Annotated in this window: 13 protein-coding genes; 7 read left to right on the top strand and 6 right to left on the bottom strand. The window is 72.0% G+C overall.

The window, feature by feature from the left end; translation table 11 throughout:
- Nucleotides 1–64 precede the first annotated feature (64 nt).
- Nucleotides 65–835: a hypothetical protein gene (locus A6F73_RS38270; protein ID WP_063353075.1), complete on the bottom strand. Its 771-nt coding sequence runs from the start codon at nucleotides 833–835 to the stop codon at nucleotides 65–67.
- 39 nt (nucleotides 836–874) lie between these two features.
- A complete protein-coding gene (locus A6F73_RS38265) occupies nucleotides 875–1720 on the bottom strand; it encodes a PIN domain-containing protein (protein WP_063353074.1) in 846 nt (281 codons plus the stop codon).
- Nucleotides 1721–2111: 391 nt separating this feature from the next.
- On the opposite strand from A6F73_RS38265, the gene A6F73_RS38260 reads away from it, so the two are divergent.
- Nucleotides 2112–2570 (top strand): hypothetical protein, encoded by a 459-nt coding sequence (locus A6F73_RS38260; protein WP_063353073.1) that lies wholly within the window; start codon nucleotides 2112–2114, stop codon nucleotides 2568–2570.
- 8 nt (nucleotides 2571–2578) lie between these two features.
- Here A6F73_RS38260 and A6F73_RS43825 read toward each other — a convergent pair whose 3' ends face one another.
- From A6F73_RS43825 to A6F73_RS38240, 4 genes are all read right to left on the bottom strand, one after another.
- Nucleotides 2579–3118 carry a hypothetical protein gene (locus tag A6F73_RS43825; RefSeq protein WP_244293884.1) on the bottom strand — a complete coding sequence of 180 codons (540 nt, stop codon included), beginning with the start codon at nucleotides 3116–3118 and terminating at the stop codon, nucleotides 2579–2581.
- 101 nt (nucleotides 3119–3219) lie between these two features.
- The gene (locus tag A6F73_RS38250) at nucleotides 3220–3705 is read right to left on the bottom strand and encodes a DNA-binding protein (protein ID WP_063353072.1); all 486 of its coding nucleotides are present in this window, start codon (nucleotides 3703–3705) and stop codon (nucleotides 3220–3222) included.
- 1344 nt (nucleotides 3706–5049) lie between these two features.
- The gene (locus A6F73_RS43820; RefSeq protein WP_063353071.1) at nucleotides 5050–5847 is read right to left on the bottom strand and encodes a hypothetical protein; all 798 of its coding nucleotides are present in this window, start codon (nucleotides 5845–5847) and stop codon (nucleotides 5050–5052) included.
- A gap of 248 nt (nucleotides 5848–6095) precedes the next feature.
- Entirely contained in the window at nucleotides 6096–7652 is a 1557-nt protein-coding gene (locus tag A6F73_RS38240) for a hypothetical protein (RefSeq protein ID WP_063353070.1), read from the bottom strand.
- Between the two features lie 420 nt (nucleotides 7653–8072).
- On the opposite strand from A6F73_RS38240, the gene A6F73_RS38235 reads away from it, so the two are divergent.
- The 6 genes from A6F73_RS38235 (at nucleotide 8073) to A6F73_RS38210 (ending at nucleotide 13912) form a co-directional block, all read left to right on the top strand.
- Nucleotides 8073–8942 carry a hypothetical protein gene (locus A6F73_RS38235; RefSeq protein ID WP_063353069.1) on the top strand — a complete coding sequence of 290 codons (870 nt, stop codon included), beginning with the start codon at nucleotides 8073–8075 and terminating at the stop codon, nucleotides 8940–8942.
- A gap of 259 nt (nucleotides 8943–9201) precedes the next feature.
- Nucleotides 9202–10461 (top strand): hypothetical protein, encoded by a 1260-nt coding sequence (locus tag A6F73_RS38230; protein WP_159398763.1) that lies wholly within the window; start codon nucleotides 9202–9204, stop codon nucleotides 10459–10461.
- Nucleotides 10462–10489: 28 nt separating this feature from the next.
- Nucleotides 10490–10987, top strand: a complete 498-nt coding sequence (locus A6F73_RS38225) for a hypothetical protein (protein ID WP_063353067.1) — start codon at nucleotides 10490–10492, stop codon at nucleotides 10985–10987.
- Nucleotides 10988–11519: 532 nt separating this feature from the next.
- Nucleotides 11520–12593, top strand: a complete 1074-nt coding sequence (locus tag A6F73_RS38220; protein ID WP_159398762.1) for a hypothetical protein — start codon at nucleotides 11520–11522, stop codon at nucleotides 12591–12593.
- Entirely contained in the window at nucleotides 12583–13332 is a 750-nt protein-coding gene (locus A6F73_RS38215) for a hypothetical protein (protein WP_063353065.1), read from the top strand. The genes A6F73_RS38220 and A6F73_RS38215 overlap by 11 nt, the downstream gene beginning before the upstream one ends.
- Complete coding sequence (locus A6F73_RS38210) at nucleotides 13322–13912, top strand: hypothetical protein (protein WP_063353064.1); 591 nt, start codon at nucleotides 13322–13324, stop codon at nucleotides 13910–13912. The genes A6F73_RS38215 and A6F73_RS38210 overlap by 11 nt, the downstream gene beginning before the upstream one ends.
- Nucleotides 13913–14009 lie beyond the last annotated feature (97 nt).

Here is a 14009-nt window from a genome sequence, read left to right as displayed (position 1 = left end):
GAACTCGTGGGGCGTCGGTGGTCATGACGTGCAGCGTACGGGATGTCGGTGCTGACTCCGGGGCCTACCCGAGGAAGGGGTTGGGGCTGGCGGCGAGGCCGTCAGCGGTGAGGGTGTCAGCAAGGTGGGTGAGTTGGGGGTGGGTGGAGGCGACGGCGCGTAGGAGGTCGCGGACGCTGGGGGCGGGGTCGAGTCGGCGGCCGCGGCCGCTGGTGAGCAGGGGGCCGGCCTCGGCGCTGCTGTAGGAGGCGGCGGTGCGACGGTGGGGAAGGTAGTCCTCGACAGCCAGGGCGACCGGGGGCGGGAGTTCCTGGAACTCGGTGCCGCCGCCTTTGAGAGTGACGCGGGCAGTGGTGCGGTGTTGCTCGCGCACGATGTCGGTGAGGTCCAGGGCGACGACCTGGTGGGCGCGCAGGCCGCGGCCGAGGACGAGGTAGCCGAGCGCGCGGGCTCGGTGGGGCATGAGGCCGTCGTAGCGGTCCAGGGCGCTGACGTAGAGGGTGGACTCGGTGCGGGTAAGGGCGGGCCGGCCGGGGAGGTCCTCGACGGAGGGACGCAGGGTCTTGGGCGCGGGGTTGACGATGGTGGGGTCGGACGTCTGCGCGTGCTGGTAGTAGCCGCGTAGGGCGGAGACGAGGAAGGCGCGGGTGCGGTCGTTGTCGGTGCGGGCGGTCCAGTTCTTGACGTCGCGGCCGCGGGCGGTCCAGACCTTGGGGCCGATGTGTTCGATCCAGCGGGTGACCTCGCGCCCGTAGTTCTGGACGGCGCTGTCGCCGAGCGGCTTGGTGTTCAGCCAGTCGTCGAGAACGGAGTACGGGTCGAGGGTGCCGGTCATGTGCTTCAGGGTGTCACAGGCTGGATCGTGCGGGTTGGGTTACCGGGGGCAGGCGCTGGTGCAGGTGTTGTGGTCCCTGCGGTAGTGGTTGTCGAGCGTGAGGGTCGGCAGGTGGAGTTGGCTGGCGCGCAGGCCCATGTTCCGGTCGTTGGTGAGGACGTGGACGCGTGCGGCGGGGTTGAGGTGGTGGAGTTCGTCTGCGCACATGAGGATCTCCCAGTCGACGTCGATGACGTGGGCCGGGCCGGGCGGGGCGAGGCGGGTCTCGATCGTGACGCCTTCGCGGATCTGGACGGGCTCGCCGGGTGGTGCGGTGAGCAGAGCGGTGTCGAGGTATCTGATCGCGGCGTTGGCACGGCGCGCGAGGTCGCCTTGACCGTACTTCTGTCGGTCGAGTTCGCCGATGACTTCCTGGGGCACGATCAGGCGGATGGCGGACGCCTTCTTGCCGGTCGCGTGTCGTACGGCCTTGCGCCAGTCGATGGCGTCGGGGTGGTTGAAGTGGTTGAGCATGTTGGTGTCGTAGACCAGGGGCAAGCCGGGCCGTGCGGTGTAGGCCTTGAGTACGTCCAGGTCTTCGCGGGCCTTGGCCAGGGCGGGTATTTGGACGTTCAGTTCATTCAGGACGATCCATCGGAGCATCATTGGCTGGTCCCTGGCGGCCTGGAGAATGTTCCAGAAGGTGGTGGACTGCAGGGCGGCGGAGAGGTCGGGCACGGCGAAGGGCAGGAGCTTCTCCACCGCGAAGTTGATGCCGTACAGGTAAGCGGCGCGAGGGTCTTTGGAGTCGGTGATGGCGACGTCGCGGGCACTCTCAAGAATTTCGAGGGCGGAGTCGAGTCCCTGGTCGGCCTGCTGGATGGTGAAGGTCGGCTTCAAGCGCATGACCTGGATCCTGGCAGTCCTGGCGGGGCCAAGGCATCTGCCCTCTCACCCTCAACAGCGACTTTCTATAACAGCCCTACCGTCACCAACTGCTCCGGCGAGCCTTCCGAACCGCCGTTTCCACGTGTACGCGAGGGGCCCACGCCCCGCCGGCAGAGTGGGTGGCTGAGGTCTTGGGCTGTTATAGAAAGTCGCCACGGGGTGGTCTTGAAGGCCGTGGGCCCTCAATGGACGGTGTTCGACGGGCGGCTCCCACCGCACACCCGCCGAACACCCACACCCTGAAGTACGACAGCGGCCCCCAAAGCGTTACACGCCCAACGCCCCGCCAGGTCAACGACACTTGACCACCCCCGAACGCGGATCCACCCCATCCACCACAGGACACGGCATGATGCCCGCTGTGCACGCCACCCCCGCCGAACCGGCCGCGGCCCACAGGCCCAGCACCGGCTACCGAATCGCCGTGAACGCGCTCGCCCTCGTCTCGCTCGGCTGGTGGATCATCTCGGTCCCCCACTTCGCCGCCGCGCTGCACCCCGAGTACGGCGCCGTCATGTGCTGGCCGGCCGCGCTCGCCTTCCCCTCGATGGCCTGGGTGCTCGCCGACTACACCCACCGCCTGCGCCATCACAGCCTCGGCCTGCGGATCCGCCACGGGCTCGTCGTCGCCCTGGTCGCCGTCTACGCCGTCGCCCTCAGCGCAATGACCTACCCCCTGGACAACCCCGGCCACGCCCCCTGGCCCCTCATCCTCTGGATGGGCGGGATGCACATGACGGTCGGCTACGTCGGCCCGCTGATGATCACCGCCGCCCACTACGACCGCCAGGAACGAAGCACGACCTGACGCCCTACTCAGCCGAGCTGGACCGCGAGCAGGCCCGCCTCCGCCTCTTCCTTCTGCAGCGTGGTCTTCCCGCGGTGGCTGACCTCGACCTGGTAGAACTTCGGGCCCTTCGGCACGTCCTGAACCGCCACCGGGAACATGCAGCCGTTCAGGCCCTTCGGGCTGCCGCTCCCCAACGCGCCGGTCGCCAACACCTTCCCGCTCTCGTCGTACACCGTCACCGAGGTGCCCATGGCGATGTCGTCGTACCCGCGCAGGCCGGCGCACCCGGATGAGGTGGTCCCCGAACTGGCACCGCTCTTGAGCGTCATGGAACCGGTGAGAGCGAACGTCCCGGTACCCGGCGAGCCGGCCGTCGACGCCGTGCCGGTCGAACCGCCGGACGACAGCCCCCACGTCAGGCCCACCACCCCGGCACCGGCCACGAAGCCCACCAGGCCGGCAGCGAACCACACCGGCACCCGAACGCTCGGCCCGGCCGCTTTCCCGGCAGCCGCAGGGGCCGGCTCGACAGCGGGTACGGGCGGCGTGGTGGTGATCTCATCCATGGCCGCGAGCATCCCAGCCCACAGAGCCCCGCGCGGGCGGCGGGACCAAATCGTGATCACATCCGGATCGCTGACCAGGCCGCGAGACCTGCACCCCAGGTTCAGGCTGCCAGCACCCGCCCCCGAGCCTGCGCGAAGCGCTGCGCCTCCACCCGGTGCACCAGGTACCGCCCGCCCTTGGGGCCCAGCCGCACCGGGAAGGGGCCGTCCGGCTTGCCGATCAGCCCGTAGACCGTGTTCGCCGGCACTCCGGTGGCCTCGGCCAGCTGCTGAATGCTGAACCACTCCGCCCCGTCCGCCACCACTCGCTGCGGTACCGGCACCGCCGCCGAAACCGCGCCCCGCTCCCGCTCCACCAACTCGGTCAGGAAGTCGCTCACCGACAGCCCGCGCTCCAGTGCCGTACTCAGCAGCCACTCCGCCAGCGACGGCGGCAGCTCGTGCGTCAGTTGCACCGGCGCGCCGGAACCGGCGCCATCGTCCAGGCCGTGACGGCGCAGCACCTCGTTCTTCGAGTCGAGGAGCTGGCGCAGCACCTCCAGGTGCTCGTCGGTGACGCTGTTCGCGGAGAGGGTGGTGAGAGCCATGGTCGTGTCCTTCGCCGTTGTGGTGCTGTACCTCCTTGTACGGCGGGGGTTCCAGAAGCGTTACACCAGGCGGCCCGGTCCGCTCGGGGGTTCGGGCCCGGGCCGTCCCTCTACGGTGCCGGTGGCGGCCGCCGACCGCGCGCGGGGCTACGCCGTGGCGGCGTCGGCCGGGCGGGTGGTGGTGAGCGGTTCGACGGTGTTGTCGCCCCTCACCCACCTCAGGGGTTGGCCTCTGTGGTTACGAGGTCGTGTGCCCGGCCGGGGCTAGGCTCCGTGTCCATGGACGCTTCTCTCTACCGCATCCGCCCGTTGCGCGCAGCCGATATCGATGCTGCTCTGGAGCTGATGCGGATGGCCAATCCTGCCTATGCCACGCAGGACTTGCGGGCGAGCCGGCATCTGCTGGAGGTCGCCTGCGCGCCGCCGGGTAGCGGGCTGCCGGACGACGCCTTGCGGGTCATGGCCGAGGAGATGGCCAGGAGCGCCGCCGGGATTTCCGTTGATGCAGACACCGTGCACGCCATGTTGAAGAAGAGGAACGCCTCGGGCGACCTGGTGGCGAACGGGCTGATCAGTAAGGTGGCGGAGGAGCTGTCGACCGGTTCCGTTGTCGGGGTGGCGAACGCCGGCGCTCCCGGTAAGTGGGCCCACTACGCCTTCACGCAGTTGCCCGAGCTGATGGGCCGCCAGTTGCGCGAGCGGGTGGTGGAGGTGAGTGACATCGCGGTGGTGCCTGCGGTGCGGCGGCGAGGAATCGGCCAGGAGCTGATGAACGCCGTCCTCGAAACGGACAGCGAGCGGGCGCAGCAGTGGCGAGTCGCGATCTGGTTCTTCCCTGAGACTGCGGGTGGCTTCCACCGTGCGATGGCCCCCGAGTGGCCGGCCGGTCAGCCGATCGCTTTCCTGGACTCCGTAGGCGGCTATGCCGCGTTCCGCAACATGACCGGAGATTTTCGCGCGTGCGTCGCACCGTTGCACCCGACCGTGGGCCTGGTCGTAGACCCTGACACTGGGCGGACTGCGATCGAGGGTGTTTTTGATCAGCCGTGGTCACCGGCGGCCACCGGCGGCCACCGGCGGCCACGGGGCCGGGCCGTCGACCCGTGGTTCCAAAGCGGACAGGAAGCGGGAGAAGAAGCTGAGGGGCCGCGCTCGGGGGTAGGGGTTGGTGGTGGTGACGGCACGGGGCGCCGCCCATCCCCTCCTGAAGAACCCAATTCGGCCGAACGGTCGCTTCGGTCGCTGACGTCCCGACGCCGTAGCCCGCTCTGGTCTGTTCGCGGCGGGCGGCGTGCGGGATCTGACGCGCGCCCCGTACTGCCTGGCCGCCTCGTAGGCGGTCGGTCAGGGGTACCTGCGGTCGCCCGCGATCATCTCCGCGAGCACCAGGTCGCGGGAGATGTCGTCCCCGTCGGCGGGCCACCCGTACCGCCCGTACGTCAGGTGCCGGGCGAGGGCGTCAACGAGGTGTTCTCGTACGCGTGGGTCCGACCACCCCCACTCCATCGCGTCGGCCAGAAGGTCCACTGGCGGGAAGGCGAGCAGGTACCGCAGTGGCCGGTCGCTCCACTGGTGGTCGTTGTAGTGGGCGAGCGCGGTACGCATCGCGGCCACGGTTGCCGGCCGCGCGGGACGGTCTTCCTCCCACTCCCGCTCTGGCCGGTCCGTGGCGTCCAGGCCGTCGGTGACCGCTCGCGCCCCGCGCGGGCCGGTGACGATGCCGTCGCTGCCGTTGCGACCACGGGCGTACCACTCGTCCAGCGTGGCCGCGGTCCACAACGCGTCCACGGGTTCGCCCCGGCTGTGCCCCCGCCGCCCGCCTGCCGCCCACGCTGCCTCGTCCGGGGCCCATTTCTCGTGTGCCGACTGGCGCGTCATCCCGGCGACCCCGCCGATCTGGTCCCAGGTCGCGCCGCACTCGCGGCTGGCGATCACCGCGCGCGCGAGGAGGGTGGTGAGGAACGTGTCGCGGATCGTCATGACGTCGCGCAGGTAACAGGCCGGATCACTGCGGCGCTCCTCGTACACGGCGGGCACCAAGCCGCGTGCGAGCTCGGCGACGACGCGGGCGGACTCGGCGACGGCCACCACCGCCTCGTCGCGGGGTGACAGCCGGGGCTTCTCGGGCTTCACATCGGTCATGTCTCCTACACTACGCCCGCTTGTCAGGCTGAGCCTGACAAGCGCGAAAACCGTCGGACCTTGGAGGGCCGGTACTCCAATGCCGGACGTGCACCCCGCGTTCATCAATCGACCGTTTACCGAACACCCGCTCCGGGCGCCGCCGAACACCCGAACTTCCGCCCCTCAAGCCCACCCCGTAGTGACCACTTCCTACCGGCGGGTTACTTGTTCCCCGGTGTCTGGGCTAGGACTTCGGGGCCGGGTGGTCAGGTATCGGTCCTGGGAGGGGTCGCCGGAGGCTCCTCCTGTTCCTGCCAGCTGGAGGGGGCCGGCAGGTCCGTGGGGAAGTCGAAGTCGATCAGGTGGCTGCGGGAGTCGTGCAGGGCGAGGCCGGCCCGTAGGTCGATGGTGGTGGTGGTCTTGTCCTCGCCCCCGCGGGTGACCGGGACGACGACGTCGGGGAACGCCGTCGTGGCGGGTTCCGTCGGTGCGAGCCAGGCCTGTACCCGCCGGGCCAGGCCCGGGACAGTGCTCGTCTCGGCGCACAGTTCGTCGTCCGCGAGGTGCTGCCAGCCGCCGGCCGTGCTGGCGGCGCAGGTGACGACCTGCGCGAGGTGGTGGGCGACGGGGGTGTAGCTGCCCGCCAACTCGGTCCAGCAGGACAGCCCCTCGTACAGCTCTTCCACGCTGGCGGGGTCCCACCGGGTGGGGTCGTCCGCGAGGTCGGGGCCCAGGCCTCGGATGAGGGATCGCATTTCGCGGGTCTGCCGCAGGTCCTGCGGTGCGGCGTACAGGGTGGTCGGCGTGGCCCCGCCCAGGTTGCGCGCCTCGTCCTGGTGCTCGGTGTCGAGGCGGTGCAGCGCCACCAGCAGGGAGGCCACCGCCCGGCGCCCGGCCCTCTCCAACGCGTCGACGATCTGCTCGACGCTCCCGACATCGGGTTCCACCACCGGGTCGAGCGGGCCGCGGGCACCGGCCAGGACGTCGTACTCCTGGTCCTCGAAGCCGCCCTCCACAGCGTCGGGGTCCACCGCGTAGCGGCCGTCGCCGAGGTGGTGCCAGCCCTGGCCGTGGGCGTCGATCAGCCGCTGCGGGAACCCTCCGTCGTAGGTGGTGAAGGAGCCGTTCGGGTCGGGGAGCAGGGAGGGGTGGACGTCGTTACGCACCCGCGCGTGGACGGGGAGGCGCTCCATCAGCCCCTGGGCCATGCCGGGCCGGGTCGGGACCCACTGCACCCAGCATCCGGTCTGCGGGATGAGGGCGCGCCGGGTGAGCTGGGCGCGGATCGAGCGGTGGGCGTCGGTGATCATCAGCTCGGGGTCGTCCCAGGGGCGGCGCACCCCGAGGGCGACGAGCCAGGTGAGGGTGACGTGGCCGGGCGGGGCCGGCTCGTCATGGCTCAGGGGCATCGTGATGTGCGCCGGCAACGGCCCGTAGACGTCCGCGGTGGCGCGGTACCAGCGGCCGTCGCGGACCAGGTGCCGGCAGGCGGCCTGTACCGCCTGGGCGGCCTCGCGCGGGCCGTTGCGCCAGCCCTCGGGTTCCGCAAGGACGACGGCGGTCAGCAGGAACGGCACCGTGACGGCCTCGTGCCGGCGGCCGTAGGGGTCGTCGGCCGGGCCGACGGCTCCGGCGGGCGGGATGAACGGGTTGCCGTAGGTCGTCCACTCGGGGCCCGCGTACCGGCCCGGCGCCGGCTCCCAGGCCGCCGGGGTGGGGGCGGTGGAGTTCGGGAGGAGGTCGGTGTAGCGCTGGACGGCGCCGGCGGCCTGCTTCTCGCGGGCGCGGCGGGCGCCGTAGCTGCGGTTCTTCTTCGGGGACATGGTGCTCTCGATCCTGGCGGGCCTGCCCACGCGCTCCCCGCCTGGTACCAGGGCACACCACAGGAGACACGGGCGTCCAGGAACCAAGGCCCCTGATGACCCCTTCGTCGTCGGCGCCCGGCGTCCCTGGCGTGGGCGGGGATCGGGCAGCGACTCGGCAGTGCGTGTCCAGCCACGGCCAGGCTACCCCAACGGTCGAGGCCTACAGGCGGGTTCGACCCGGAGTCCGAGCGGCAGTTCGCCGCGGTGCGCAACTCCGTCGACAACCCCGACCGGCGCCCGGCTTCGGTCCGGCCGTGGTCTGCGTCAGCCGTAGGATGACGGTCGGCGGGCGCACGCCCGCAGGATCGGGAAAGGGGCCGAGCGTGGGGACCAGCACCGAACGGGCCGCGGCCCAACCACCGACGAGGACGTGAGCCGGTGGCCAGCCGCAGCACCGCGATCCGCTCCTTCGTCCACCAGATGGCCAAGACCTACGACTGTGCCATGGACACGGACTACTACGACCACCGCCGCCGGTGGGAGATCCGCTGGCACGACGGGCCGACCGAGGCCACCGTGCGCGCCGCCGTCGCGCGCCAGTTGCCCCAGCACCAGGAGATCATCGCCCTGTGCCGCGACCTCTCCGAAGAGGCGATCGTCCTCGGCGCGATCCGCTGCTACATCACCGGCGAAGTCCACCAGTGGCACGACCTGCGCTACGCCGCGCACCGCTCGCTCGAAGACGTCGCACACCCGATGCGCACCGCGACCGCGCGGGAGAGCGCGATGGTGGAACGGGTACTGGAGGAGTCGGCGCAGGAAACCCGGTGGGGCCGGGACCGGGACGCCTCCTACGCGCTGGCGCTGCTGAAGGAGCGGCGGGGGATCGGCTGGCTCCTCACCCCGCCTGCCCCCACCCAGGACGGGCGTCAGCCGGAGGCTGACGCCCCCGGGCCGGCCGCCCTGGAGCTGTCCCCGGTGGAGTTGCTGACCGCCCGCTACGCCCTCGGCGAGCAGGGTGCGGCGTGGCGGGAGCGCGCCGCGGCCATGCCGGCGGCGCAGGCCTTCGACGCGGCCCTGGCCGACGAGGAGATCGACAAGGAGACGGCGCTCGCCGCGCTCCGGCTCGTCGCCGAACGGCAGGCCGCCCTGGACGCGGCCACCGCCCTGCTGATCGACAGGACCCGCGCCGCCGGTGGTTCCTGGAGCGACGTCGGCCGGGCGCTGGGCGGGATCACCAAGCAGTCCGCCGCGAAGAAGTACCAGGTGCTCACCGACCCGACCAGGGCAGCGTCAGCCGCAGGCTGACGCTCCGGCGGCCCGGGGATGCCCGCGGCGCACTCAGCCCGCACCCGCTCCCGACCGCAGCGTCAGCCTGCGGCTGACGACCTTGCGCCGTGACGGTCCGCGTCCCGCTCGCCCCCCGGTTGCGGAGCATGCTCGCTCATCCGGGTGACATCCGGACGACCGGCTGGCGGGAGCGCCGGGCCGTGTGACGTACTGGGCCGGTGCTGCTCACGCGGCCGCGCGCGAGAACGGGATGGCCCGGGACGAGGGGGAGACAGCGGTGCCCAGGAGGACGGCCCTTGCCGCCGCGACGCTTGCCCTGCTGACCACGGCCGCCCTGCCGGCCGGCGCCGTCCCCGACGAACCCTCGCCTCTGGTGGGCCGGGAGCTGCTGCAGCGTCAGGAGATCCTCGACCGGCTCGCCGACCAGATCACGCCGGTCTCCGAAAACCAGCGGGCGAGCATTCCCGGCTACGCGGGCCTGGTCGTGGACCCCGAGCGGGGGCGGCTGACCGTGTACTGGCACGGCGCCGTCCCCGAGCGCGTCGCCCGCCTGGTCGCGCACCCTCCGGCCGGGATCAGCGCGCGGGTCCGGTCGGCGCCGTACACGCTGGCCCGGTTGCGGGCGGCGCGGGACCGGCTCGTCGCGGCGGCCGCCGTGGGTGAGCCGGGCACGGAGTGGACCTCGGTGGCTCCGGCGCCTGACGGCACCGGACTGTCCGTCACCTACGCCCCCGCGGCGGGGGCGGCCGCCGTACGGACGTCGGCCGGTACGGCCGAGCGGGACCGGGTCGCGGCCCGGGCCGCCGAACTCGCCGAGCTGCCCGTGACCGCCGCGGCCGCCGCCACCCCGCAGGCCACCGTGACCCGGCACAACGACGCCAGCCCCTGGAACGCCGCCGCCGAACTCACCACCCCGAAGAACGGGTTCTGCAGTTCCGGGTTCGGAGGCTGGCGCGGCAAGGTCGCGGTTCTGCTGACCGCCGCGCACTGCGGGACCTCCGGCACCTACAAGACCGGCAGCGGGACCACGATCGGGAAGGCCTCGGACTCCGACAGCGGTCTGGACACCACCGTCATCACCCTGGACCACGGCACGCCCTCCGGGCAGTTCTTCTACGGCGCGTGGAACAACGGCCAGGGCGAACGCCGACGCGCGGTGGGTGCTGGCCGAAACAACGTCGGAGACCTCGTCTGCTCCAGCGGCGCGATGACGGGCGCGCACTGCGCGCTGAAGGTGACCCAGACCGACTACGCGACCAGCATCGACGGGGTGTGGCGCACCGACCTGGACAACGCGGCCCGCACCGACAGCACCACCATCACCGTCGCCCAGGGCGACAGCGGCGGGGTGGTCGTCGCCAGCATCAGCGGGGGCGACGACATGCAGGCCAGGGGGATCATCAGCGCGGGCGGCGGCAGCACCGTCGCCTGCAAGTGGGGCACCGACACCGCGGCGAGCGGCGTCACCTGCTTCGACACCGTCGTGTTCGTCCCGATCGGCCCGATCGTGACCAAGTTCGGCCTCTCCCTCGCCTGACCACCCCCACCTGGAAAGGAACACCGACGTGAACGCGCTCACCGGCCGGCTGACGGCCACCCTCGGCGTGCTGGCCGTCGCCTGCGGCGCGGCCGCGGCCGTCCCCGCCCCGCTGCCCCACGGCCAGGCCCTGGCCGATCTGCACCGGGCCGTCTACCGGGCCGGGCTCGGCCCGCAGACCTGGCGCGTCGCCACCGTCGGCCAGGAGCCCGGCGCAGACACCCTGACGGTCGGCGTCATCGGCGACCTGGACGACGCTCGCCGGGCCCTCGACGCGCGCTTCCCTCACCAGACCAGGGTCGTGCACGGGCAGAGCGTCGTGTCGGCCGTGTGGGAACCGGGCCACGACTACCCCCTGGAAGGCACTCTCAGGGACCTCAAAGAGCCGGGCTTCCAGGTCTTCGAGACCGGCGCCGAGGGCGGCCGCACCACGGTCGGCGTCGTCGGCGACCTCGCCGCGGCCCGCGCCTACCTGGACGCCCGCTACCCGGGCCGCACCACCGTCCACGGCAACACTCCGCGCTGACCCTTCGTCACGCCGTCGGTTCTGGTGCGTAACCGGCGGACTTCGCGGGGGTCCGTCGGGCGGCTCCAGGGTTTGGTCCGGCCGGTGTCTGCGTCAGCCGTAGGCTGACGGGGGGTGGTGGCATCCGAGACAGCGAAGTGGCGCTGTCCCTGGGGGACGACAGCAGCGCCGAAGGAGCACCGCGGCGGCGCCCGATAGGGTTCTGGCGAGAAAGTCGGATGCTGCCTCTCGGCGAGGGGAGGCGGCATCCACTTTCGTATGCGCGCGTGGACTTGAGTGGTATCTCGTGCTATCTCGTTGCCTAGAGTGCCGCTATGCTGTTGTCCGTACCTGTAGAGGTATGGGCTAGCGCGCCGAGCCCGAGTCCCGCCGATCCTGCCCGCGACGGGCGGCACAGCGGTCAAGGTGGTAGGAGTCGAAGAGCTCCCGCACCGCGCGATGTTGAACGTCCGTCAGGTCCACCCACTGCCTTGCGCTGATGCTGCGCGCGGGCCCGGGTCGCGGGACCGAGCACCGCGCCGAGAGGCATCACGTGCCCAAGAACAAGCGCTCCAAGAAGCAGGCCGCCCGCGCGAAGCAGCGGGCCACCGGAGCCCCGTACACGGCCGCCGCGGGCGGCTCCCGGCACCAGCATCCGGCCCCCGACTTCGGCGTGATGGACTCCCGCCTGTACGGGGTCACCCGACAGGTGAACCTCGCGCCGGCGGCCGCGCTGGTCGGCGCCGCCCGCGCCGGGTGCCGGCCGTGCCAGGACTCCGCGATCCCGGCCCTGGTGGCCGGCGACCGGCTCGTGGTGGCGAACCTGGCCGGGCTCCCGTTCAGCCTGTTGCCCTCGCCCGGCCTGATGGCGCCCGCCTCGGTGCGGGTGTGGACGGTCGGCCGCCAGATGCTGGCGGCCGGTTTGGATGGTCCGGCCCCGGCCGCGTCGATGCTCGCCGTGCTGGAGGAGCTGAGCCCCGCCGAGGTGCGCGACGTGGTCGAGGACGCCCTCGACCTGTGGGCCGCGCTCGACGCCGCCCCGGGCGAGCCCGCCGCCGCGGCCGCGCCGCCCACGGGGGACGGTCCGCAACAGGACGCGGAGGACGACCTGCCGGAGGCCACCGCGCCGCCCGAGAACCCGTTCACCGGCGAGGGGATGATGTTCCTGACCGTCGAGCAACTGGCCGACGGGATCCCGCTGCCGATGCTCGTGCAGTCCGCGTTGGCCGGCACCGTGGACGACCAGATCACCGAGCACGCCCACGACCTCTTCGAGGCCCTGGCCGAGCGCGGCCCGGCCGCCGGACGCGAAGCCGCGCTCCTCCTGGCCCAGTACATGCTCTCCACCGGGTACTACGGCACCGGCACGGAGGCGGCCGTCCGCTACTACCGCCAGCAGCCGCCGCCGATGATGCAGGCCCCGGCGTTGACCACCCTGCACCTGCTGGTGTCCGCGTTCATCGCCAACGGCCGCCCCGGCGCCGAACGGATCCTGAGCGACGACCTGACCGCCGCCGAACTCGACGGCGTGGTGCGCTTCCTGTTCTGCATCGCCGCCGGCATGTCCGGCTTCCCCCGCAACCGCCAGCAGGCCCTGACCGAGGAGCTGTGCGCCGATGTCCGCTGACCAGACCACCACCCCGGCCATGCAGACCAGCACCGACCCTGCCGACACCGCCCACCTGCGCGCCGGCAAGCGCATCACCCTGGAGGAGATCACCCTCCACCTGTCCGGCGCCGCGGTGCTGCTCGGCCAGCTCGCCCACGCCGCCGAGACCCCCGAACAGCCCGTCGAACTGGCCGACCTGATCGAGCAGCTCCGCCACCAGGCCGCCGACCTCACCACCATGGCCACCCTGGCGCAGCGCCTGACCGCGATCACGGCCGGGGATGTCCCGCTCGCCGCGACGATGCCTGACGGCGCGCCCTGGGGCGCAGCCGCCCGGGGCGAGGAGCGCCGGGAGTCCTACGGCGGGCCGGCCGTCGTTCCGACGATGCGCCAGCTTGAGTTGCTTGCCGACAGGGTTGCTCCCCGCGATCCCTCGGCGCCGGCCTGGCGGCGGGAGCGTTTCGGCCGGGAAACGGTCACCACGACCTTCGTGGAGGCGATGGTCGGGGTGACGTTCGTGGAGTCGAAGGCGGCCCGGGCGCGGCGCGCGGCCGAGCGGGAGAAGTCCATCCAGGTGGAGCTGATGGTCACTGAGTGCTCGTCGCCGAAGTGCCGGGCCGCGCAAGGTGAGCACTGCCGGACGTCCACCGGCCGGATCAGTGAGCAGCCGCACAAGAGTCGCCTGGACGAGGCGACCGCTACGGTGGATGCCCGGCTCGGCTACGACTTGAACCCGGTGGCGGTGCATGGTGTCTGACTCGATGGTCACCGGCACGATGCGCGTGGAGGTCGAGGTGGGCCGCTACTTGGCGGCCCGGCTGGCCCTGTTCGCTGGCCGTCGGGGGCTCTCCGTGCCCCGGGTGGTGGAGATGCTGCTGGAACTCAGCCACATGGAGGAGGACGGCACGCTGAGGGTGGGCCCGTTCGTGGTCGGGTCGGACTGTGGGGCCGGCCCGGAGTGGGCCCGCGCGGTGTTCGCTTCGTCGGAGGCGGTGGGGGACGACTACGCCGGGGTGGACGGGTACGGCCGTGATGTTCGGGCTCGGGTCGCTCCCGGGCCGGCTGGCCGGGACCGCTACGGCCGGTACGGGCTGCGCGACCGCACCACCGAGACACCCCGCCAGCGACTCCACGACGATGGCGCTGATCTGGTCGAGCTCGAACCCGAGACCGTGCACTCCCACGCCACCACCGTGGCGCCGCGCGGTCCGGGGTGCACCTGCGGCACCGCGCCGTGTGGAGGGTTGGCTCCCGTCCGCGAGGACTGCCCCGAGCACCCGTGGTACGGGCCCCAGTTGTTCTGGCATGCCGCACGTTTCTGCCTGGCCACTGATTAGGGAGCGCTGCGGACGGGTCCGGTGTGTCGTCTGTGCCCGTCACACCGGATCGTCGTAGTAGTCCCCGCCCCACCCCGGTTCCGGCCGCGGGTGCAGG

Origin of the sequence: Streptomyces sp. MJM8645 (assembly GCF_001625365.1) — a bacterium.
In the GTDB taxonomy this organism is placed as follows: domain Bacteria; phylum Actinomycetota; class Actinomycetes; order Streptomycetales; family Streptomycetaceae; genus Kitasatospora.
Note: the sequence above shows the minus strand (reverse complement) of the source record. Positions and strands in the feature narration are given on the sequence as shown.

What these genes read in the sequence shown, in the direction of transcription:
- A6F73_RS38260 (WP_063353073.1), top strand. Translation starts at nt 2,112, where the DNA reads ATGATGCCCGCTGTGCACGCCACCCCCGCCGAACCGGCCGCGGCCCAC.
- A6F73_RS38210 (WP_063353064.1), top strand. Translation starts at nt 13,322, where the DNA reads ATGGTGTCTGACTCGATGGTCACCGGCACGATGCGCGTGGAGGTCGAG.
- A6F73_RS38250 (WP_063353072.1), bottom strand. Translation starts at nt 3,705, where the DNA reads ATGGCTCTCACCACCCTCTCCGCGAACAGCGTCACCGACGAGCACCTG.
- A6F73_RS38265 (WP_063353074.1), bottom strand. Translation starts at nt 1,720, where the DNA reads ATGCGCTTGAAGCCGACCTTCACCATCCAGCAGGCCGACCAGGGACTC.
- A6F73_RS38240 (WP_063353070.1), bottom strand. Translation starts at nt 7,652, where the DNA reads ATGTCCCCGAAGAAGAACCGCAGCTACGGCGCCCGCCGCGCCCGCGAG.
- A6F73_RS38215 (WP_063353065.1), top strand. Translation starts at nt 12,583, where the DNA reads ATGTCCGCTGACCAGACCACCACCCCGGCCATGCAGACCAGCACCGAC.
- A6F73_RS43820 (WP_063353071.1), bottom strand. Translation starts at nt 5,847, where the DNA reads ATGACCGATGTGAAGCCCGAGAAGCCCCGGCTGTCACCCCGCGACGAG.
- A6F73_RS38270 (WP_063353075.1), bottom strand. Translation starts at nt 835, where the DNA reads ATGACCGGCACCCTCGACCCGTACTCCGTTCTCGACGACTGGCTGAAC.
- A6F73_RS43825 (WP_244293884.1), bottom strand. Translation starts at nt 3,118, where the DNA reads ATGGATGAGATCACCACCACGCCGCCCGTACCCGCTGTCGAGCCGGCC.